General features: G+C 72.0%; 16 protein-coding genes. 5 read left to right on the top strand and 11 right to left on the bottom strand.

Going from position 1 to position 19,504, the window contains the following annotated elements:
- Positions 1-5: 5 nt before the first annotated feature.
- Positions 6-3,185: a lamin tail domain-containing protein gene (locus tag ACTMTJ_RS30305; protein WP_441221919.1), complete on the top strand. Its 3,180-nt coding sequence runs from the start codon at positions 6-8 to the stop codon at positions 3,183-3,185.
- A gap of 45 nt (positions 3,186-3,230) precedes the next feature.
- Here ACTMTJ_RS30305 and ACTMTJ_RS30300 read toward each other — a convergent pair whose 3' ends face one another.
- The 11 genes from ACTMTJ_RS30300 to ACTMTJ_RS30250 form a co-directional block, all read right to left on the bottom strand.
- A complete protein-coding gene (locus tag ACTMTJ_RS30300; protein WP_441221917.1) occupies positions 3,231-3,695 on the bottom strand; it encodes a helix-turn-helix transcriptional regulator in 465 nt (154 codons plus the stop codon).
- A 383-nt stretch (positions 3,696-4,078) separates the two neighbouring features.
- A complete protein-coding gene (gene hemB, locus ACTMTJ_RS30295) occupies positions 4,079-5,068 on the bottom strand; it encodes a porphobilinogen synthase (RefSeq protein WP_441221915.1) in 990 nt (329 codons plus the stop codon).
- The gene (locus ACTMTJ_RS30290; RefSeq protein ID WP_441221913.1) at positions 5,068-6,648 is read right to left on the bottom strand and encodes a uroporphyrinogen-III synthase; all 1,581 of its coding nucleotides are present in this window, start codon (positions 6,646-6,648) and stop codon (positions 5,068-5,070) included. Before ACTMTJ_RS30290 ends, hemB begins: the two co-directional genes overlap by 1 nt.
- On the bottom strand, positions 6,632-7,564 hold the full coding sequence (hemC, locus tag ACTMTJ_RS30285; protein WP_441221911.1) for a hydroxymethylbilane synthase: 933 nt from the start codon (positions 7,562-7,564) through the stop codon (positions 6,632-6,634). Before hemC ends, ACTMTJ_RS30290 begins: the two co-directional genes overlap by 17 nt.
- On the bottom strand, positions 7,561-8,910 hold the full coding sequence (locus ACTMTJ_RS30280) for a glutamyl-tRNA reductase (RefSeq protein WP_441221909.1): 1,350 nt from the start codon (positions 8,908-8,910) through the stop codon (positions 7,561-7,563). The genes hemC and ACTMTJ_RS30280 overlap by 4 nt, the downstream gene beginning before the upstream one ends.
- The gene (locus ACTMTJ_RS30275; RefSeq protein ID WP_441221907.1) at positions 8,907-9,680 is read right to left on the bottom strand and encodes a redox-sensing transcriptional repressor Rex; all 774 of its coding nucleotides are present in this window, start codon (positions 9,678-9,680) and stop codon (positions 8,907-8,909) included. Before ACTMTJ_RS30275 ends, ACTMTJ_RS30280 begins: the two co-directional genes overlap by 4 nt.
- Before the next feature lie 126 nt (positions 9,681-9,806).
- Positions 9,807-10,451 (bottom strand): response regulator transcription factor, encoded by a 645-nt coding sequence (locus tag ACTMTJ_RS30270; protein ID WP_441221905.1) that lies wholly within the window; start codon positions 10,449-10,451, stop codon positions 9,807-9,809.
- Between the two features lie 23 nt (positions 10,452-10,474).
- Positions 10,475-11,767, bottom strand: a complete 1,293-nt coding sequence (locus ACTMTJ_RS30265; RefSeq protein WP_441221903.1) for a sensor histidine kinase — start codon at positions 11,765-11,767, stop codon at positions 10,475-10,477.
- Between the two features lie 83 nt (positions 11,768-11,850).
- Positions 11,851-12,492: an HAD family hydrolase gene (locus tag ACTMTJ_RS30260; RefSeq protein WP_441221901.1), complete on the bottom strand. Its 642-nt coding sequence runs from the start codon at positions 12,490-12,492 to the stop codon at positions 11,851-11,853.
- A 9-nt stretch (positions 12,493-12,501) separates the two neighbouring features.
- Positions 12,502-12,750: a glutaredoxin family protein gene (locus ACTMTJ_RS30255; protein ID WP_441221899.1), complete on the bottom strand. Its 249-nt coding sequence runs from the start codon at positions 12,748-12,750 to the stop codon at positions 12,502-12,504.
- Positions 12,747-14,321: an AMP-binding protein gene (locus ACTMTJ_RS30250; protein ID WP_441221898.1), complete on the bottom strand. Its 1,575-nt coding sequence runs from the start codon at positions 14,319-14,321 to the stop codon at positions 12,747-12,749. Before ACTMTJ_RS30250 ends, ACTMTJ_RS30255 begins: the two co-directional genes overlap by 4 nt.
- A 541-nt stretch (positions 14,322-14,862) precedes the next feature.
- Between ACTMTJ_RS30250 and ACTMTJ_RS30245 the strand changes: the two genes are divergently transcribed.
- From ACTMTJ_RS30245 to ACTMTJ_RS30230, 4 genes are all read left to right on the top strand, one after another.
- Positions 14,863-15,714 carry an ECF subfamily RNA polymerase sigma factor, BldN family gene (locus ACTMTJ_RS30245; RefSeq protein WP_441222252.1) on the top strand — a complete coding sequence of 284 codons (852 nt, stop codon included), beginning with the start codon at positions 14,863-14,865 and terminating at the stop codon, positions 15,712-15,714.
- A 190-nt stretch (positions 15,715-15,904) separates the two neighbouring features.
- Positions 15,905-17,002: a DUF5667 domain-containing protein gene (locus tag ACTMTJ_RS30240; protein ID WP_441221896.1), complete on the top strand. Its 1,098-nt coding sequence runs from the start codon at positions 15,905-15,907 to the stop codon at positions 17,000-17,002.
- Between the two features lie 78 nt (positions 17,003-17,080).
- A complete protein-coding gene (locus ACTMTJ_RS30235) occupies positions 17,081-17,977 on the top strand; it encodes an HAD family hydrolase (protein WP_441221894.1) in 897 nt (298 codons plus the stop codon).
- Positions 17,974-19,116: a hypothetical protein gene (locus ACTMTJ_RS30230; protein ID WP_441221892.1), complete on the top strand. Its 1,143-nt coding sequence runs from the start codon at positions 17,974-17,976 to the stop codon at positions 19,114-19,116. Before ACTMTJ_RS30235 ends, ACTMTJ_RS30230 begins: the two co-directional genes overlap by 4 nt.
- Positions 19,117-19,504: the final 388 nt, after the last annotated feature.

The following is a 19,504-nucleotide window of genomic DNA, read 5'->3' as shown; positions in this document are numbered from 1 at the left end:
GATGCATGCGCCGCCAGTTGTGCGCTCTGGTCGCGATCACGGTCGCCTCGGTCGGGCTCTTCCCGGCCGCGGCGTCCGCCGCGCCCACCGACCTGTTCATATCCGAATACATCGAAGGATCGTCAAACAACAAGGCGATCGAGATATACAACGGCACCGGCGCCCCGATCGACCTGGCGGGCGGCGGATACGCGCTCCGCATGTACTTCAACGGGGCCACCACGTTCACGAGTTTCGCGCTGACCGGCACAGTGGCCGACGGCAACGTCTTCGTGTTCGCCCACTCCGCCGCCTCGGCCGCGATCCTCGCCCAGGCCGACCAGACCACCGGCTCGGGCCTCTTCAACGGCGACGACGCGGTCGTGCTGGTCAAGGGCTCTGACGTCCTCGACTCGATCGGCCAGGTCGGCGTCGACCCCGGCGCGGAGTGGGGCACCGGCGTCACCAGCACGGCCGACAACACGCTGCGCCGGCTCACCGCCCCCGACACCGACACCGCCGACGCTTTCGACCCGTCGGCTCAGTGGGAGGGATTCGCGACCGACGCGTTCGACGGTCTCGGCGCCTACGGCGCGAGCGCCTCGCTCGACTGCGGCGCGACGTTGACCACCTCCGCCGGTGTCGCCGCGACCCGGGAGGTGACCGCGACCGACCCCGACGACACGATCGTCGACCTGGCCGTCACCGCGCCGCACGCCGCCATCACGCGGACCTCGTTCACGCCGGCCACCGCGCCCGGCGGCACCGCCACCGCAGTAGTGACCGCCGGCACCGAACTGCCCGCCGGCACGTACCCGGTGACGGTCACCGCCACCGACGCCGACGGCTCGACCGCCACCTGTGGCTTCACCGTGCAGGTCACGACCGTGCTCTCGGTCGGCGAGGTGCAGGGCCAGACCACCGACGCCGAAGACGGCAAGTTCGACCGTTCGCCGCTCGCGCCGGCGTCCGGCAACGGCACGAGCAGCACGCTGTACGACGTGCGCGGCGTGATCACCCAGCGCACGCTGGCCCGCGAGTCGGACGGCGACACCCTGTACGGCTTCTTCCTTCAGAGCCGCACCGGCGCGACCGACGGCGACCCGCTCACCTCCGACGGCATCTTCGTCTTCATGGGCACCTTCACGTCGCTGATCGGCGGGTACGTGCCGGTCGTCGGCGACGAGGTCGTGCTGCGCGCCCGGGTCTCGGAGTTCTTCAACCTGACGCAGCTCTCCAGCGCCTCGCTGGTGCGCGTGATCGACAGTGGTGTCACCGACGTGGCCGTCACCGACGCGCGGCCGCCGGTCGACCTCGCCGCCGCCGACCGGTTCTGGGAGCGGCACGAGGGCGAGCAGATCCGGGTACGCGCCGGCAGCGGCGTGGTCAGCGGGCGGGACGTCTTCGCCTCCACCGCCGACGCCGAGGTGTGGCTCGTCGACAAGGACTCCGCGCTGCTCGACCGGAGCAACCCGTTCGGCCGGCGGGTCTTCCGCGACGCGCACCCCAGCGACAACGTGCCCGGCCAGCTCTTCGACGACGGCAACGGCGAGCGCATCATGCTCGGCAGCATGGGCGTGAAGTGGGCCGCGCAGGACAGCACCACGCTGCTCCCACCGGCGCACACGTTCGACACGCTGAACGGCGACGCGGTGGGCGGCCTCTACTTCTCCTTCGAGAAGTACGGCGTGCAGGCCGTTTCGGCTTCGTTCGGCGAGGGCACCTCGCCGGCCGGCAACGCACCGCCCAAGCCGGCCGCGCGTGACCGCGAGTTCGCCGTGGCGACGTACAACGTGGAGAACCTGTACGACTTCCGTGACGACCCGTTCGACGGCTGCGACTTCACGGGCAACACCGGCTGCCCCGGGGTGCGCCCGCCGTTCGACTACGTGCCGGCCTCCGAGGAGGAGTACCAGACGCAGCTCGGCCACCTCGCCGACCAGATCATCAAGGACCTGCACGGTCCCGACCTGATCCTCGTGCAGGAGGCCGAAGACCAGGACATCTGCACGGTCTCCGGCACCTCGCTGGTCTGCGGCACGGTCGACAACGCCGACGGCGCGCCCGACACGCTCCAGGAGCTCGCGCTGCGCATCCGCTCGGCCGGCGGCCCCGCCTACGCGGCGGCGTACGACCGGAATGGCGCGGACGACCGCGGCATCACGGCCGCGTTCCTCTACCGCACCGACCGGGTGTCGCTCGCCCCGGCCACCGCGGGCGACCCGGTGCTGGGCTCGGCCCCCGCCGTGTCGTACCGGGCGCCCGGTCTGGCGTACAACGCGGACGTGCAAAACCCGAAGGCGCTCAACGCCGACCTCCCCGACGACGTGGACACCTCCACCGGCGTGGACGGCTCGAACGTCTTCACCCGCGCGCCGCAGGTCGGCAAGTTCACCGTCGCGGCCGCACCCGGCTCGTCCGACAAGTTCACGGTGTGGGCGGTCAGCAACCACTATTCGTCCACACCGGACGCTCGCATCGGGCAACGCCGCGAGCAGGCCGCCTACGGTGCCGCGATCGTGACGGCCATCGGCGCCGGCGCGCGCGTCGTCTACGGCGGTGACCTCAACGTCTTCCCGCGCCCCGACGACCCGGTGCAGCCGGTCTCCGACCAGCTCGCCCCGCTGTACGACGCCGGGCTGCACAACCTGTGGGAAGACCTCGCGGCGGACGTGCCCGAGTCGGCATACTCGTACGTCTTCGAGGGCCAGGCCCAGACACTCGACCACCTCTTCGTCAGCCCCGCGCTCCGCGGTGACCTCGTGCAGATGCGGGCGGCCCACGTCAACGCGGACTGGCCGGCGGACTACGACGGAGACGGCTCGCGCGGCTCCAGCGACCACGACCCGCAGGTCGCCCGCTTCCGCTCCAAGCCGACGCTGTCCATCGCCGACGTCTCCGTCGTCGAGGGCAACCGCGGCGAGACCCCGATGACCTTCACGGTGACCGCCTCCCGCCCGCTGCCCCAGCCGGTAGTGCTGTGCGCCGCGACGGTCGGCGTCACCGCCCTGCCCGGCTCCGACTACGACACACTGGTGCGCTGCACCGTGATGCCGGCCGGCGCCACGACCGCCACCTTCACCGTGTCGGTCAACGGCGACCGTAAGCGCGAGGCCGACGAAAAGCTGGCGCTCGTGGTCGGCTCACTGCCCGGCCAGTGGTCCAGCGACCCGATCGCCTACGGCACGATCCTCAACGACGACTGATGCGGTGTGGTCCCTGCCAGGCTCCGCCCTGGCAGGGACCCTTTTTCAGAAGGACCCGTCGTCCACCCACGGCGGCGGCGGCACACCGCGATGTTGCTTCGCCCGCACCTCCCACTGGCTCCGCCGCCTCTGCATGTCGCGGTGTGCCCGGCTCCGGCGAAACGTCTCCGGAGGCCGGGCGAGCCCGTAGGTGTCGGCCCACCACTCGCCAAGCTCCGGATCGAGGATCGTGTCGAGGTGCGCGGGATATCGTCGCCCAGCCCCATCCCGAACATCCTGAAAGTCGGCCATCGGTCGCACGATCCGCCCGCCCTGGTCGACCACAGCGAGGTAGAGGCCCGCGACACCAAGGATGCGCGCGAGCAGATCGACGCTCGGCTTCATGTCGCCGGTCTCCACCTTGCCGATCGTGGACGGTGCCACCCCGGTCGTACGAGCCATCTCCCGCTGGCTCATATCCGCTATCCGCCGAGCGCGCCGCACCAGGCCGGCCACAGGGAAGTCACGCACGCGAGACCCATCTGGCGACGGCTCGGGTGTGGAACCCACACACCGAAGCTCCCACGTCCACTGACCGTCTACAAGCGCCTGTGGATAACCACCGGCTGCTCTGGGGAGCCTTCGAGTGGGGATGGGGTATGTGTGCGGGCTCCTTTGCTCTGCTTCCGTAGAGGAAGCGCCCACCGCTCGGACGGCAGCCGCCCCAGCACCCTCCTGCTTCCTACAGGGCAGCAGAGCAAAGGCGGTCGGCGGCAGATGGTCCGCCGGAAGGCCGTCCGGGGCCTTGTCACCGCTTCCTATGGGGGAGCAGAGCAAATGCGGTTGGAACAAGCACCCCGCCCCCGCGGGCAGGTGGCGCCTTGCGGCGCGCAGCAGCCTGAGCGGTGTCCGGCCTAGTAGCGGGCGCGGAGGGCGGCGGCCGCGTCGAGGGCCCAGTAGGTAAGGATGATCTGGGCGCCGGCCCGCCGGATCGAGGTCAGCGTCTCCAGCATCGCGCGGTCGCGGTCGAGCCAGCCGTTGGCGGCGGCCACCTCGACCATCGCGTACTCGCCGGAGATCTGGTAGGCGGCTACCGGCACGTCGAAGGTCGCGTGGACGGCGGCGATCACGTCGAGGTACGGCAGGGCGGGCTTGACCATCACGATGTCGGCGCCCTCTTCGACATCGAGGGCGACCTCGCGCAGGGCCTCGCGCAGGTTGGGCGGGTCTTGCTGGTAGGTGCGACGGTCGCCGACCAGCGAAGACTCCACCGCCTCGCGGAAGGGGCCGTAGAACGCCGAGGCGTACTTGGCGGCATACGCGAGGATCGCCACCTGCTGGTAGCCGGCCGCGTCCAGCGCCTTGCGGGCCACGCCGACCTGGCCGTCCATCATGCCGGAGGTGCCGACGACGGCCGCACCCGCGGCTGCCTGTGCGACCGCCATCTCGGCGTAGATGGCGAGCGTGGCGTCGTTGTCGACCGAGCCGTCCGGCGCCAGCACGCCGCAGTGGCCGTGCGAGGTGAACTCGTCGAGGCACAGGTCGCTCATCACGACGGTGGCGTCGCCGACCTCGGCGGCCACGTCACGCAGCGCGACGTTGAGGATGCCGTCGGGGTCGGTGCCGGCCGAGCCGGTCTCGTCCTTGGACTCGGTGGCGGGCACGCCGAAGAGCATGATGCCGCCCAGGCCGGCCTGGGCCACCTCGACCGCGGCCTTGCGCAGCGAGTCGCGGGAGTGTTGCACGACGCCGGGCATGGAGGCGATCGGGCGCGGCTCGGTCAGACCCTCCTTGACGAACATCGGGAGGATCAGCTCGGACGGGGCCAGCCTGGTCTCCTCGACCAGCCGGCGGATGGCGGGCGTGCGGCGAAGCCGCCGCAGCCGTACGTCAGGGAAAGGCATCAGCGGAACCTCAGCGCTGTGGGTCCCTGCACCTTCGAGCCGCGGCGCTGTTTGGCTGGCATGGCGGCCAGCTTTTCGCGCAACTCCACGGCGTATCCGGCGAGGGCCTCGACAAGGTCTGGCACGGACGCGTGAGCGGGCTGGACGTCGACCCGGAGGCCGAACTCCGTCGCCGTCTCAGCCGTCTTCGGGCCGATCACGGCGACCACGGTGCGGGTGTGCGGCTTGCCTGCGATACCCACCAGGTTACGCACGGTAGAGGACGACGTGAAGAGGACCGCATCGAAGCCGCCCGATTTAATGGCGTCCCTGATCTCGGCGGGCGGCGGGGCGGCGCGCACCGTGCGGTAGGCGGTGACGTCGTCGACCTCCCACCCGCGCTCGCCCAGGCCTGCCGCCAGCGTCTCGGTGGCGATGTCGGCGCGCGGCAGCAGCACGCGGCCGACCGGGTCGAGCACCTCGTCGTGCGGCGAGAACTCGGCCAGCAGGCCCTCGCTCGACTGCTCGCCCGTTGGCACGAGCTCGGGCTGGATGCCGAACGCGCGCACCGCGTCGGCCGTCGCCTCGCCGATGCAGGCGATCTTTACACCGCCGAAGTGGCGGGCGTCCAGGCCGTGCTCGGCGAACTTCTCCCATACGGCGCGCACCGCGTTGACCGAGGTGAAGATCACCCAGGCGTAGCGGCCGTCGACGAGGCCCTTGACCGCCCGCTCCATCTGGGCCGGTGTGCGCGGTGGCTCGACCGCGATCGTCGGCACCTCGCACGGGATCGCCCCGTAGGCGCGCAGTGCCTCGCTCATCACGCCGGCCTGCTCCTTGGTGCGGGGCACGAGCACCTTCCACCCGTACAGCGGGCGGTTTTCCCACCAGCTCAGCTTGTCGCGGTGGGCGACGCCCTGGCCCAGGGTGAGCACGACGCGGCCGGTGAAGCCGAGCGCGGCAGCCACGAAGCTGTCCACGGTGGACGAAGTGGTGTACTGCGTCTCGCCGGTGCCGTCGCCGGTCACGCCGACCGCAGTCTCGCCGTCCACCCCGGCGGCGAGCAGGCCGTCGCGTACGGCGGCGAGGTCACCCGCGTCGACCGCGAGTGCGAGCGAACCGCGGGCGATGCCGGCGGCGAGCGCCTCGAAGTCCAACGTGGACACGTCGTCGACGTCGGCGGCCGTGCGGACGCCGGGCAGCGGGACACCCGCGTAGGTGGCGACGCCCTCGGCCTGGCCCACGCCGGGCACTACCTCGAAGTGCACGGCGGTACGCGCGACCGCCTGCACCTCCTTGACGACCGAGTCGTGGCCGAACGGGTCGCCGGCGACAAGGTGTACCGCTTGCAGGCCGGAACGGGCCGCGGAGAGCAGCACCTTGGCCACGTCGCCCGGCGCCCCCTCGGCCGGGCTGAACTGGGTGTCGCTTTTGGCTTCCGCCCGGATCGCGTCGAGCAGCGGCTCGGAGACGCCGCGGTCGTACACGACCTGGTCGGCCTCGGTAAGCGCGGCGTGCGCCCGGCGGGTCAGCAGGCCGGGGTCGCCGGGACCGGCCCCGACGAAGGCAATCCGGCCTGCGGGCTTACGGGTGCGACTCATTTTCTGTGCTCCCAAGTAGGGTCTCGGCGCCGCTCTCGACGAGATCGGCGGCGAGAGCCCGTCCGATCTCCGCCGCGGCGGCGGGCGTACCGGTGCGGGACAGGCGGATGTCTCGGGTGCCATCCGGGCTGATCACCGCACCGCGCAAGTAGATCTCTTCACCGCTGTCGCCCTCGGCGACCTCGGCGAAGGCGGCCACCGGAGCACTGCACCCGGCCTCCAGTGTGGCCAGCATCGACCGCTCCGCGGTTACCGCGGCGCGGGTCGATGCGTGGTCGAGCCTCCCCAGCAGCTCGACCAGGTCTTCGTCGTCGATCCGGCACTCCACGGCCAGCGCACCCTGAGCCGGGGCGGGCAGCATCAGCATCGGATCGAGGGTCTCGGTGATCTCGGCGGTGCGGCCGAGGCGGGCGATGCCGGCACGGGCCAGCACGACGGCGTCGAGCTCGCCGCTGCTGACCTTGCGCAGCCGGGTGTCGACGTTGCCCCGGATCGGCACGACCTCCAGCTGGAGCCCGAGCGCGCGCAGCTGCGCCATCCGGCGCAGCGCGCCGGTGCCGATGCGGGCGCCTGGCGGCAGCTCCGCGAGCGTGCGACCTTCGCTGGCCACGAGCGCGTCGCGCGGGTCCTCCCGCGGTGGTACGGCCGCGATGTGCAGACCGCCGGCGGGTGCGGTGGGCAGGTCCTTGTAGGAGTGGACCGCGAAGTCGATCTCCTTGGCGGTCAGCGCGTCGCGCAGGGCGGACACGAAGACGCCCACGCCGAGCTGCTGCACCGGTGCGCTCGACTGGTCGCCGGCGGTCACGATCTCGACCAGCTCGACGTCACGCCCGGTCGCCGCGCGCAGGGCGTCGGCGACGTGGTGGGACTGGGCCAGGGCGAGCGCGCTGCCCCGGGTGCCTAGCCGCAAGGTCACAGCTCCTCCAGATCGGGCACCTCGCCGGCCTGGGCGCTGCGCGGCACCTCGAGGTCGAAGAGCTCGCGCAGCAGTGCCGTGTACTGGTCGCCACCCGGCTCGGCGGCGAGCTGGCGCACGCGGACGGTCGGCGAGTGGAGCAGCCGCTGCACGACGCGGTGCACGGTGTGCGCCACGTCTGCGCGCTGCTCGTCGCTCAGGTCGGGGCGGCGCTGGGACAGCCGGCGCAGCTCGGCGGTGACCACGTCGTCGGCGCGGGTGCGCAGCGCGGCGACGGTGGGTGCGACGTCGGCGCCGCGCATCCAGCCGAGGAACGCATCGACCTCGGCGGCCACGATCGCCTCGACCGCGGCCTCGTCGGCGGCGGCGGGGCCGGTGCGCAGGCTGGCGGCGAGGCGGTCGATGTCGATCACCACGACGCCCGGCACCTCGGCCGCGGCCGGCTCGACGTCGCGCGGCACGGCGAGGTCGAGGATGACCAGCGGCTGGTCACGCCCCTCGACCGCGCGGGCCACCGCCTCGCGGGTCAACACGTGCTCGGTCGAGGCGGTGGCGGTGGCCACGACGTCGACCGCGGACATCGCGGCGGGCAGGTCGGCGAAGGGCACGGCGGTCGCGCCATACGCCGTCGCGAGCCGCTCGGCCCGCTCGGCGCGGCGGTTGGTCACGGTCAGCGGGCCGGCACCGGAACGGGCGAGCGTGGCCAGCGAGAGCGAGCCCATCGCGCCCGCACCGATCACCAGCGCCGGGCGGCCGGCCAGGTCGGCGGCCGGGTGCTCGCAGTCGATGCCGAGCAGGCACTCGTGGTCGTCGGCGAGCGCGGACGCGGCCACGCCGAGCGCGGCGGTCACCACGCTCTGGCCGGCGCGGTCGATGCCGGTCTCGGTGTGTGCCCGCTTGCCGACCCGCAGCGCCTGCTGCATAAGCTCGTGGAGCAGCCGGCCGGCGCTATCGTGGTCGATCGCCGCCTGGTAGGCCTCGCGGAGCTGGCCCAGGATCTGCGCCTCGCCGACGACCATCGAGTCGAGCCCGCTCGCCACCCGGAAGGCGTGCCGCACGGCGGCGGCGTCATAGTGCACGTACAGGTGCTCGGCCAGCTCGTTGGCGGTGCGCCCAGCCTGCTCGCCGAGCACCGAGCAGATCTCGGTGAGGCCGCCGTGGAAGCCGTTGACCGCCGCGTACACCTCTACGCGGTTGCACGTGGAGAGCACGACCGCCTCGCTCACGTACGCCTGGGCGAGGAGCCGGTCGAGAACGGTGGCGAGGCCGGCCGGCGCGACGGCGATCTGCTCGAGGATCGAGACCGGCGCAGTACGGTACGACGCGCCTACGACGATGAGGTTCACGTGCCGACCGCCTCCTCCGTCCCGGTAGCGGAGAGCCCACCCGGCAGCGCCGTCAGGCCACCCGTGGGGCCGGTGGCCGGCAGAGAGGTGAGCGATGCCTTGCGGTGCTCGTGGAACGAGAGGATCTGGAGCTCGATCGCGAGATCGACCTTGCGGACGTCGACCCCCTCGGGTACCGAGAGTACGCAAGGAGCGAAGTTGAGAATGCTCGTCACGCCCGCGGCGACCAGCTGGTCGGCGACGCTTTGCGCGGCACCGGCCGGAGTGGCGATCACGCCAATGGCGATCGACTCGGCGGCGGCGATCTCCGCGAGGTCTTCGATATGGCGCACGACCAGCCCGTTTATCCGCTCACCAACCCGCGAGGGGTCGGCGTCGAAAAGGGCGGCGATGCGGAATCCACGGGTGGCGAAGCCGGCGTAGCCCGCAAGAGCGTGACCGAGGTTACCCACGCCGACGAGCGCCACCGCGCGACGCTGCGTGAGACCCAACACATACTCGATCTGCTCGATCAGCAGGGCCACGTCGTAACCGACACCACGCGTCCCGTATGAACCCAGGTGTGACAGGTCTTTGCGCAGCTTGGCCGAGTTGACCCCCGCGGCGCTGGCCAGGCCCTCGCTGGAAACGGTGTCGTGGCCGGACTCGGCGAGGTTGTGCAGTGCACGGAGGTACTCCGGAAGGCGGGCCACCGTGGCCTCGGGCAGGTCCGGAAGGGCCGGGACCGCACCGGGCTGCCCGGACTGACCGCCGGGGCGCTGCTGACTCATGTGACTCCGTGCTCCGTGGGGAACCCACCGTCGACAGGCTTGGAGGCCTGTGCTAGCGGGGCGCTACGAACTAACAGACTAGGCGCTTGTGAAGTCGTGCACAAATCGCGATCTTGATCAAGCGACTCAGCCGCCGAGGTACGCCAGCACCGCCAATACGCGCCGGTGCTGCTCCTCGTCGGGCGGCAGTTGAAGCTTGGTGAAGATGTTGCGTACATGCTTTTCTACCGCACCATCACTCACCACGAGAATCCTCGCGATTGCTGTGTTCGACCGGCCCTCCGCCATCAGCGCCAGCACCTCCCGCTCGCGCGGAGTCAGCTCGCGCAGCGGGTCGTCGCGGCGCCGCCGCACCAGCAGCTGGCTCACCACCTCGGGGTCGAGCACGGTGCCACCGGAGGCGACCCGGCCGACCGCGTCGAGGAACTCCGCGATCGCGGCCACCCGGTCCTTGAGCAGATAACCGACCGCGCCGGCCCGGTCGGCGAGCAGGTCGTCGGCGTACGACACCTCGACGTACTGGGAGAGCACCAGGATGGGCGTGCGCGGCACCCGCGCGCGGGCGGTCACCGCCGCGCGCAGTCCCTCGTCGGTGTGATTGGGCGGCATGCGCACGTCGACGATCGAGATGTCCGGCCGGTGCTCCTCGATCGCCGCGACGAGGCTGTCTCCGTCGCCCACCGCGGCGACGACCTCGTGCCCGTTTTCGGTCAGCAGCCGGACGAGGCCCTCCCGGAGGAGGACCGCGTCATCGGCGATCACGACGCGCATGGGGCTTTCTAGCTTGTCGCCAGTCAGCATGGCAACTCGGCGCGTACCTCGGTCGGGCCGCCCACCGGGCTGAGCACGTCGAGCCTGCCGCCGTTCGCGGTCAGCCGGTCGGCGATGCCGGCCAGGCCGTGCCCCTTGGAGACGTGCGCGCCACCGTCGCCGTCGTCGATGATGTCGATCTTCAGGTGGTCGCCCGCCCGGGAGACGACCACCCAGCACTCGGTGGCGCCGCTGTGCTTGGCCACGTTGGTGAGCGCCTCGGCCACCACGAAGTACGCCGTGGTCTCCACCGACGGCTCCAGCCGGCCCAGCTTGGGGTCGATGGTGAGGTCGACCGGGATCACGCCGCGGGCGGCCAGCGCGGCGAGCGCGCTCGGCAGGCCCCGGTCGACGAGGATCGGCGGCGCGATGCCCCGGGAGAGCGCCCGGAGCTCGGCGAGCGTGTCGCGGGTCTGGCTGAGCGCCTCGTCGAGCGTGCGCCGGGCCGCCTCGGGGTCGGTCTCCATCTGCTGCTGCGCCCGGCCCAGGTCCATGGCCAGCCGCACGAGCCGCTGCTGCGGGCCGTCGTGGATGTCGCGCTCGAGGCGGCGCAGCGCGTTGGCCTCGGCGGAGACGGCCGCCCGCTTCTGCTCCTCCAGCACCGTGATCCGGTTGCGCATCTCGGCCACGCCGGTCAGCAGCGCCTTGCCGAAGCTCGCCTCCAGCACCGCGCACCCCCGCACGACGACCGGCAGCGTGATCAGGAAGAACAGGCCGAACGCGGTGTACATGGCGATGCGGGCGCCGATCGAGTCGCCGAGGCCGAGCAGCTCGGCAAGATCCTGGTCGTCCGGGCCGTTGGGGATCGCCCAGGCGTACGACCAGTAGGTGAGGCCGCCGATCGTGCCGGCCCACCAGGTGACCGTGACGCAGAACGAGAAGACCGTGACCGGGAACTTGACGATGCCGTGGGCCAGGTCGAGCCAGGACTGGGCGTCGACGATCGGCGTGATCACGCGACGCCACACGCCGGCGCCCTCCTCGGCGCTCCGGTACTGCGGCCGGACCCGGTCCTGGCGCAGTACGAGCGGCATGCGCAGCCGCTCGATGTCGGCGAACCCGCGGGCCGCGTACAGCGCGCCGGCCAGGATCGGCAGGCCGATGACGGTGATGCCGAGCCCGGTACCGAGGGCCAGCCCGGTGATCAGCACGACGAACGAGGCCACCGCGATCGGGAAGCCCAGCAGTACATAGCCGGTGTCGGCCGCCAGTTGGCGGAGCATGGGACGGCGGGCGCTCGGCTGTGCGCTGGCGCTCGTGAGTGCGGTGGTGGTCATGTCATCGACGCTAGGCATCGGGCTGGCTGGCTCCCATCCCGTCGGCTGGCCTCTTGGCGGTAGGGCTTTCCCTACTACACCATCTAGGCGGCCGCCGCGAGGCGCACGGCTTCCACGAGGGAGTCGGCCACCGGTACGCCGACCGCGCGCAGCCGGGCCGGGTCGGTGAAGCCGCCGGTGTAGAGCACGCAGCGGGCGCCGACCGAGGCGGCCGCGTCGGCGTCGTCGACCGAGTCGCCGATCAGCACCGCCGTCGAGCCCTCCACGCCCAGCTCAGCCAGGTGGCGGGCGAGGTGCTCGGCCTTGAGGTCGCCACCGACCGTGCCCCGCAGCCCGTCGATCCGGGCCAGCAGGGCGGTGAGGCCGCGCCGCTCGACCTCGGGTACGAGCTCGTCGTGAAACCACATGGAGAGCAGCGACTGCGTGCCGGACCAACTGGTCATGGCGGCCTGGGCGTCGGCAGCCAGCCCGCACGTGGTCAGGCCCAGCCGGTACGCGTCGTGGAAGATCTTGTCGAGCCGGCCGAACTCGCCCTCTTCGAGCGCCCGCCCCAGCACGTCGGCGTAGAACTCGGCGACCGGCCGGCGGAAGGCGAGGCGGTGTGCCTCGGCGCTCAGCGCCGGCCCGGAGAGGCTGGCGAACACCGCGTTCGTCGAGGAGACGACCAGCGGAAGATCATCGAGAAGAGTGCCATTCCAATCCCACACCAGGTGCGCTCTCGTCACCCGGAAACTTTACTGGGCGGCCCGCAGATCGCGGAGAAGGCGTTCTTCCTCCACCCGCCAGTAGCCGTGCTCCTTGCCGTCGAGCAGGGTCACCGGCACGCGGTCGCCGTACTCCGCTTCAAGCTCGCGGTCGGACTCCACGTCGACCTCGACCCAGCGCTCGCCGGTGGCGGCCGCGACCCGCTCGATCGCCTCCTTGGCGACGTCGCAGAGATGGCAGCCGGAACGCGTGATCAGCGTCAGCCGGGCATCGCTCACTGGACGGCCTCCGAGCGCAGCAACGTCTTGCGCACCTTGCCGGTCGGCGAGTGCGGCAGCGACGGCACGAACTCGATCGCGGTCGGGCTCTTGAACCGGGCCAGGTTGCGCTCGCAGTGCCGCTGAAGCTCGGCCACGGTCAGCTCGCTGCCCGGCTCACGCACCACGTACGCCTTCACCGTCTGACCGGTTTGCGGGTGCGGCGCGCCGAGCACGGCGGCCTCGGCCACGCCGGGGCAGGCCTGGATCACCAACTCCACCTCGTGAGGGTAGACGTTGAACCCGGAGACCAGGATCAGCTCACCCAGGCGGTCGACGAGGAAGAGGTCGCCGTCGGCGTCCGCGTAGGCCACGTCGCCGGTCGCCCACCAGCCCTCGCTGCCCGGCCCGTCGCGCCCGTCCGGCCAGTACCCGGAGAAGAGGTTGGCGCCGCGCACCACGATCTCGCCGGGGTCGGTGCCCGGCGACTCCAGCTCGACCAGCAGCTCGTCTTCGGCGTCGGGGTCGACCGTGCCGTCGCGCCAGATGTCACCGCCGTCGGCGGCCACCAGCCGCAGCTCCACGCCCGGGATCGGCTGCCCGATCGAGCCGATCTTCGGCGCGCCGCTCAGCATCGTCGAGGTGAGCACGGGCGCGGTCTCGGTCAGCCCGTACCCGACGAAGACCTGGCGTCCGGTCGCGTCGGCGATGTGCGCCGCGGTGGCCGGCTCGAGCGGCGCGGCGCCGCACACCACCAGCCGCACCGAGCCGAACGCGCCGCCCAGCTCGGGCCGCGCCGCCCAGCCCGCGTACATCGAGGGGACGCCGACCACGGCCGTGACCGCGTGGCGGTCGATGGTCTCCAGCGTGGCGGCCGGGTCGAACCGCTCCACCAGCACGCCGCACGCGGCGTGGAAGGCCACCGCGCCGAGCCCCGAGTTGAGCCCGTAGGCGTGGAACAGTGGCACGGCCAGCAGCAGCACGTCATCCGGCCCGACGACCGAAGGCACGCGCGCGACCTGCACGTGGTTGGCGATCAGCGCGCGGTGGGACAGCATCGCGCCCTTCGGGCTGCCCTCCGTGCCCGAGGTGTAGAGGAGCACGGCCAGGTCTTCACCGCCGGACTCGCCGGCCGGCGGCGGGCCGTCCAGGTCCGACATCTCCACGTGTACCGCCGAGAGCGCGGGCAGCTCGCCCCGGATCCCGTCGATCGTGTCGCGGACCTGCTCGGTGCAGACGAGCGCGGCGGCGGCCGAGTCGGCGAGGACATGGCGCAGCTCGCGGGCGGTGTACTCCGGGTTGATCGGCACCGCGGCGAGCCCGGCCCGCAGCGCGCCGAAGAGCGCGACCGCGAAGTCGGGTGTGTTGTGCAGTGCGATCGCCACCCGCGCCGGGTGTCCCATGGTGTCTCGGCCGACGACGAGCGCGCCCAGGCCGCGGGCCGCCTTGTCCACCCTGGCGTCGAGCTCGCCCCAGGTAACGGTCTCGCCGCGCCAGACCAGCGCCGGCCGGTCGGCACCCACACGCGCCGCACGGCGCACGTAGTCGGCCAGGTTGTGGGCGGTTGCGTCGGCATCGGCTGGTTCGTGCACGCTCACAGGGTAGTGTGACGCGCCTTACTTCGGTGTCGTCTGATGTTCACATCGGGCGCACCTGCGTCAGGTACACCTGCTTAGGCTCGAAGACGCACGAACGGGGTGCGCGCGGCGTGTCGCGCTGGTCGTCACCCGAACGGGGGCTCCGTTACCCCTGTCGGGTGTCCGACGCCGCACACGGTGTGCGACAGATGCGCCCACGATCGGTAAATAATTCGGCTCTGTGTAACGGACTCCGCACACGTGGGTGATGTTGGCCCTATTATCTCTGGGTCGGCTCACCCCTTTTGCCGTGAGTCGACACCCCTCACCCCGAGGAGGCCGCCGTGCCCGTTAACGCACCGCACCAGCACCTCATGGGTGTGTGTCGCCCTATGGCGCGTCCTGTCCCGCTGGTAGGGGACCGCGCCAGACCCGGCACATGCCCGATGATGGCGCTGCGCGGGGTCACGGAGGAGGGGCAGTGACGGCCTACACGTACCAGGAGCTGTACGCGCAGATGGCACTCGCCCAGGGTCTGCGGACTCTGCGCCTGGCCATGAACGACATGGGCACCAGGCACACCCGCAACAGGACGCCACACGTCAACGAGACTCCCGGGCGCCACGTGCCGGGCTCCAACGCGAAGCCGGTCGGCGGCCGCGTCGTCGCGCCGGGCCGCCCGTCGATGCCGGCCCAGCCGGCGCAGGGGCACAACCCAGCCGACCCGGGTGCGCGGTCGGGTGGCGACACCGACACCGCGGTGTTGCCGGTCGTCGAGACCGGTCCACCCAGCGGGGGCAGCACGCCACCGACGAGGTACCCCGACCGCCCCGACCCCACCGACGCGGCCGCCGAGGTGTGGGCGCTGGTCGAGCGGGCACAGGCCGGCGAGGCCGAGGCGTTCGGCCTGATCTACGACCGCTACGTCGACACCGTCTTCAGGTTCGTCTACTTCCGGGTCGGCAACCGCCAGCTCGCCGAAGACCTCACCTCCGACACCTTCCTGCGCGCCCTCAAGCGCATCGGCAGCTTCACCTGGCAGGGCCGCGACCTCGGCGCCTGGCTGGTCACGATCGCCCGCAACCTTGTCGCCGACCACTTCAAGTCCGGCCGCTACCGCCTCGAGGTGACGACCGGCGACGTCCTGGACGCCGACCGCGAAGACCGCGGGCCGGAGGGCAGCCCCGAGGCCGCCGTCGTCGACCACATCACCAACGTCGCCCTGCTGACCGCCGTCAAGCAGCTCAACCCCGAGCAGCAGGAGTGCATCGTCCTCCGCTTCCTGCAAGGCTTCTCCGTCGCCGAGACCGCCCAGGCGATGGGTAAGAACGAGGGGGCCATCAAGGCCCTTCAGTACCGGGCGGTACGCGCACTCGCCCGGCTGCTGCCGGACGGGTTCCAACCGTGATCCTCCTCACTCTTCGTAATTGCGCTTCGCGCGCACCCGTAACCGGTCGTGCCCACCCTGCGTTTGTATTGGTGCGACCGGCGGTGGCGCTGACATCCCCCCTGGCCCATCACGCGGTATCCGCTGCCGTCGCACCGGTCGGCGAGGACGCCGGCCGCGCAGCCGTGACCAGCGAAGGGAGGTGCCCGCGGTGACCACTAACGTCTTCTACCGCCGGCGCGCCGAGCGCTTCGCGCAGCTCCTCGACGAGGCCGGCGGCGGACGCCGACACCACGTGCGCGACCGTGCCGACGAGGAGCTCGCCGAGCTCATCGCGGTCAGCGACCATCTGATCGCCGTAAAGCCGCAGGTCGAGATCGACCCCGACTTCCGCACTGGCCTACGGGCGATGCTCGTGGCCAAGGCGGAGCGCGACGGGATAGGCGCGACCGCGGTCGAGGCACCCGAGCCCGACTTCACCGCGGAGACCCGGCCACGGTTCACCGGTCGCCGGATCCGCGCCCGCGGCGCCGTGATCGTCGGTGTGGCGGTCGGCGCGATCGCCGTCTCCGGCATGTCCGCGGCCAGCGAAAACGCGATGCCCGGCGACGCGCTGTACGGCGTCAAGCGCTCCACCGAGCGGGCCCAGCTCGCGCTCGCCAGCTCCGACGTCACCCGCGGCCAGCTCTTCCTCGACTTCGCCCGCACGCGGCTCGCCGAGGCGGGGGCGGTGCGCGACACGGCCGGGTTCGCCGGCGTGCTCGACGACATGGATGGCGACACCCGCGAGGGCGCCAAGCTGCTGCACGGCGCGGCGATCGCCCGGCGCGACGCGACCCCGCTCGACGCGGTCGACACGTTCGTGAGCGGGCAGCGCCAGCAGATCACCAAGATGCTCGACCGCCTGCCGACCGCGAGCCGCGACCGGGCGGTGACGTCGCTGGCCGTGCTCGACCAGGTCAGCCAGCGTTCCAAGGCCCTGCGCACCACGCTCGAGTGCGGCGACGCGGCCACGGTCGGCGCCGACGCACTCGGCCCGAAGCCGGGCACCTGCTGGTCGGCGCCGAGCCAGGGCCGTCCGGGTCCGGCCTCGGATCCGGACAGCTCGCAGCGTGAGGGCACCAAGCCGGCGCCGGAGCGTTCGGAGGGCGCCGGCGCCAAGCCCGCGGGCGGCGAAGCCACCCAGCCACCGGGCACACCCGCTCCGGGTGGCTCGGCGCCGGCCGGCCAGCCGGAGCCCAGCCCGTCCAGCACCGACGACGGTCTCCTCGACGGCCTGGGACGCATTCTCGGTGACCTGCTGGGCTAGGGACGGCCTCCGCTTTAGGGGTGATTCAGGACCCTGTTGGCTACCCTCCCTAGGAGGGAGCCAGAGGGAGGTCCACGCGTGGCGCGCACCCGCAGGGTCGGCGGAAAGTCCAAGAAGGTGACTGTCAGCACCGACGCCTATGGCCACACCGCGGGCTGGGCCGCCACCGATCTGGAGGCGGCCCTGGCCGTCCCGCCAGACAGCGAGGCCGCCGCGTTCTTCGACGTCGACAACACGATGATGCAGGGCGCCTCGATCTACTGGTTCGCCCGCGGGCTCGCCTCCCGTAAGTACCTGACGACCGGCGACCTGGCCCGGTTCGCCTGGCAGCAGGCCCGCTTCCGGCTGCTCGCCCGGGAAAACGCCGGCGACATGTCCAAGGCCAAGGCCACCGCGCTGGCGTTCGTCGAGGGCTGGCGGGTCGACGACATGGAGCGCCTCAGCGAGGAGATCTTCGACGAGCTGATGGCCGAGCGGATCTGGGCCGGCACCCGGGCGCTCGCCCAGCTCCACCTCGACGCCGGCCAGCGGGTCTGGCTGGTCAGCGCGGCGCCGGTCGAGCTCGGCCGGGTGATCGCCGAGCGGCTCGGCCTCACCGGCGCGGTGGGCACGGTCGCCGAGGTGCAAGACGGCGCGTACACCGGGCGGCTGGTCGGCGACCTGATGCACGGCCCGGCGAAGGCGGACGCGATCCTCCAGCTGGCCACGGTCGAGGGCCTCGACCTGTCCCGCTGCACGGCGTACAGCGACTCGTCCAACGACATCCCGATGCTGTCGATCGTCGGTAACGCGGTCGCCGTCAACCCGGACAGCGCGCTGCGTGCCGAGGCCCGCGAGCGGGGCTGGGAGGTCCGCGACTTCCGCACCGGCCGCAAGGCCGCCAAGATCGCCGTACCGACGACCGCCGCCACCGCGGTGCTGTTCGGCGCCGTAGCGGCCGGGGTAGCCATGCGCCGCCGCCGGTCCCGCCGATGACCTTGACGGCCGGGCGACCGGTGGTGCCCGCGCCACGATCCGGCCGGCGTCCCAGCCCTCGACGGACGGTCGGCCTGGCCGGCCTCGGCGTCGCGCTGGCGGCGGCCGGCACGCTGCTGGCCCTCTCGCCCGACCACGAGCCGCCCGCCGGCCCCCAGCCGCCACGCACGGTCGCCCAGGTGTGGCCGGACGCCGAGCGCGCCGATTTCTCCGGTTCGTCCTACAGCCCGGCCTACTTCCTCGACGCCAAGACCTCGCTCGGCACGGCACCCGACGCGGACGGCACCCACCAGCGACTCGTGCTGCGCGGCGCCGACGGCTCCCTGCGCGAGCTGCGCAGCCTGCCGGCCGAGGCCACACCACAGTTCGGTGGCTTCGTACGCGACGGTGACCAGGTCGCCTGGACGGAGTCGGTCAGCGGCGCGGACGGCACCGCCCGCACCCAGATGTGGGCCGCCGACGTGGCGAGCGGCGCGGCGCCCCGCATGCTCACCGAGGACACCGGCGACGTGGTGCTCTTCAACTCCCAGTACGACATGGTGATCGCCGCCGGCCGCCTGCACTGGGTGTCGGTCTCGCCGCAGGGCGACACGAAGACCGAGATCCGCTCGGTGCCGCTCACCGGCGGCCCGGTCTCGGTGCGCACCGAGCCAGGCGCCTGGGCGCTGTCGGCGTGGCCCTGGCTGGTGAGCGCCGGCAGCGGCCAGACCGGCCCGGTGCAGCTGCGCGACCTGGACACCCGGCAGGTCCGCACCGTGCAGGCCGCGTCCACCGAGCTGGCCACCTGCGGCCCGGCCTGGTGCCGCGTGCTGGTACTCGCCGGCGACGGCCCCTCCCGCATCGACCTGATGCGCCCGGACGGCACCGACCGCCGCCGCATCGCGGGCGGCGCGGCCACGGCCTCCGTGATCGACGTGGCGCTGCTCGACAGGTTCGAGGTGCTCTCACAGAGCAACGGCGACCAGAGTGCGCCGATCAGCGCGCAGCAGCTGCTGCTCTACGACCTGAAGGAAAAGCGAGTCGTCGTGGTGGCCGACGGCGTCGGGATCGTGCAGAGCCGCGGCGGGCTGCTCTGGTGGTCGACCGGCAACAACGAAACGACCGCCTGGCACACGTTGGACCTACGCACACTCAGGTAGAGGATCCGCCCCAATAGCCAGATTTACCCCCGTCCGCGTCACTTGCAGACCGTATGCTCCCGCGGGCACCGCTCCGGCCGGCGGCTCGCCAGGGCTCGCCGAAAACCCCGGCCTCCGCTGCCGGCTCCGCGGCACAAGCCCACCCCGACCCCGCAGCGTCTGAGGCCGCGCCGCCAGCGGCGAGGAACGCACAGTAAGCAGATGGGACGCGAGACTTCGCGCCACTCACCTCGTCGCGGCGATCACTCAGCGCGACGAGGGTAACCACAACCAACAGCGAATGGGTGAGGCCGCGGGAGCAACGGCCTGGGCCACGACGGACAGAGATGATGTTTGTGAGCACCTCCCGTCGGGGGTCTGACCCTACGACGGACTGACTTCGGGTCTT

The sequence above is a fragment of the Phytohabitans sp. LJ34 genome (assembly GCF_052068095.1).
In the GTDB taxonomy this organism is placed as follows: Bacteria; Actinomycetota; Actinomycetes; order Mycobacteriales; family Micromonosporaceae; genus Phytohabitans.
Note: the sequence above shows the minus strand (reverse complement) of the source record. Positions and strands in the feature narration are given on the sequence as shown.

Excerpts from the sequence above, each read along its gene's own strand:
- hemB (WP_441221915.1), bottom strand. The coding sequence starts at position 5,068 with ATGCCTTTCCCTGACGTACGGCTGCGGCGGCTTCGCCGCACGCCCGCC.
- ACTMTJ_RS30230 (WP_441221892.1), top strand. The coding sequence starts at position 17,974 with ATGACCTTGACGGCCGGGCGACCGGTGGTGCCCGCGCCACGATCCGGC.
- ACTMTJ_RS30275 (WP_441221907.1), bottom strand. The coding sequence starts at position 9,680 with ATGAGTCAGCAGCGCCCCGGCGGTCAGTCCGGGCAGCCCGGTGCGGTC.
- ACTMTJ_RS30245 (WP_441222252.1), top strand. The coding sequence starts at position 14,863 with ATGAACGACATGGGCACCAGGCACACCCGCAACAGGACGCCACACGTC.
- ACTMTJ_RS30305 (WP_441221919.1), top strand. The coding sequence starts at position 6 with ATGCGCCGCCAGTTGTGCGCTCTGGTCGCGATCACGGTCGCCTCGGTC.
- ACTMTJ_RS30290 (WP_441221913.1), bottom strand. The coding sequence starts at position 6,648 with ATGAGTCGCACCCGTAAGCCCGCAGGCCGGATTGCCTTCGTCGGGGCC.
- ACTMTJ_RS30270 (WP_441221905.1), bottom strand. The coding sequence starts at position 10,451 with ATGCGCGTCGTGATCGCCGATGACGCGGTCCTCCTCCGGGAGGGCCTC.
- ACTMTJ_RS30265 (WP_441221903.1), bottom strand. The coding sequence starts at position 11,767 with ATGACCACCACCGCACTCACGAGCGCCAGCGCACAGCCGAGCGCCCGC.